Origin of the sequence: uncultured Aurantimicrobium sp., from assembly GCF_936931525.1 — a bacterium.
Classification (GTDB): domain Bacteria; phylum Actinomycetota; class Actinomycetes; order Actinomycetales; family Microbacteriaceae; genus Aurantimicrobium.
Genome location: NZ_CAKZII010000066.1, coordinates 1 through 1,252, shown reverse-complemented (window position 1 = coordinate 1,252; position 1,252 = coordinate 1). Strand labels below are relative to the sequence as shown.

General features: G+C 53.7%; 1 protein-coding gene. It reads right to left on the bottom strand.

The window, feature by feature from the left end; genetic code table 11:
• Positions 1–76: 76 nt before the first annotated feature.
• Positions 77–1,252 (bottom strand): AAA family ATPase (locus Q0362_RS02860; RefSeq protein WP_298119561.1); only part of this gene is annotated, 1,176 nt, incomplete at its 5' end.

The following is a 1,252-nucleotide window of genomic DNA, read 5'->3' as shown; positions in this document are numbered from 1 at the left end:
TGAGATTCCCGCTGCCCAGTTTTGTGTGAACTGTGGCACAGCCTTCTGAGAGATTACGTTCGAAAGAATTCTGGAATTAGGAACCAATGTTTTGTGTTGAGATGGCATCACCTATCAACACACACTCATATTTGGCTCGAGTAATGCCCACATAAAGAAGCTCATCGAGCTGCTTATGAATACCCGCTGCAAACTCTTTGGCTCTGTCAGTGACATCCGTGATGACAACAACAGGTGACTCCAAGCCCTTGAACTTGGCAATCGAGCGCCAGCGGATCCTGCCCTCACTACCTTCGTGTTGGAGCTGGGCCGCAAGGGCACGTTCGTCGGCATTACTTGCGCCACGTTCGAGGAGCTGGCCAACGGTGGAGTTCGTCTCGCCGAAGGGGCTCAGGATGACGATGTCTGTGGCGTTGTAACGCTCAAGGAGTTTTTTGATGGCCGTTGCCAGGTGTTGTGTTTGTTTCTCATCTGAGCTGGGGACAATGCTCAGGCCACCTTCGAATCCTTCAGGGATTCGGTGGCGGGCAATGTCGGTGTCGATGTTGATGATTCGAGGAATCATCTTTGCCAGCTCAGGGACTGTTCTGCAGTTGGTGCGAAGTCTCAGGTGGACAGTGTCCGGCATGATCAGCTTCATGCGCCTTGCAGGGTCAAGGGTTTGGGTTCCCTCACGCATGATCTGCTGGTTGCGGTCTCCTACCCAGACCACAGGGAGATCTTCCAGCTTGCAGGTGTTGCACACCGCCAGCACAAGCTCCATGAGCTTGAGGTTGGCAGCAATGTCCTGGAATTCATCAACGCAGAGGGCTTCATAGCCACCCAGTGCGGGGTTCTTTTCTAGTGCCTCGAGTGCTTTCTGGGGGAGTTCTTCTTCGAACCAGGCTGTGCCAGCACCTTCAGGGTTGGTATCGAGGCCACACATATCCAGCATGAGGGAATTCAAGTCAGTGACCGTGATGTTGGGGTGACCCAGTGTCTTGGAGAGCTCTTCGGCCATCATGTAGTTCCAACAGGTAACTAAGGTTCTCTTGCCCTGCTTGGCAAACTTCCGGGCTGCCTCTGCGAGCAGGAAGCTCTTGCCGGTTCCGGCACCACCGTCAAAGTAGAGGTGTTTGTTGTATTCGACCAGCTCCATGATGGCGAGTTGCTCGTCAAGCATCTTCTGCTCGATCTTGTAGCGAGTCTTGGCCAGCTCTTCGGGGCTCTCATAGCCCCGGAAGTTGGACAGAAGAGTGTCTGCAATGAGTTG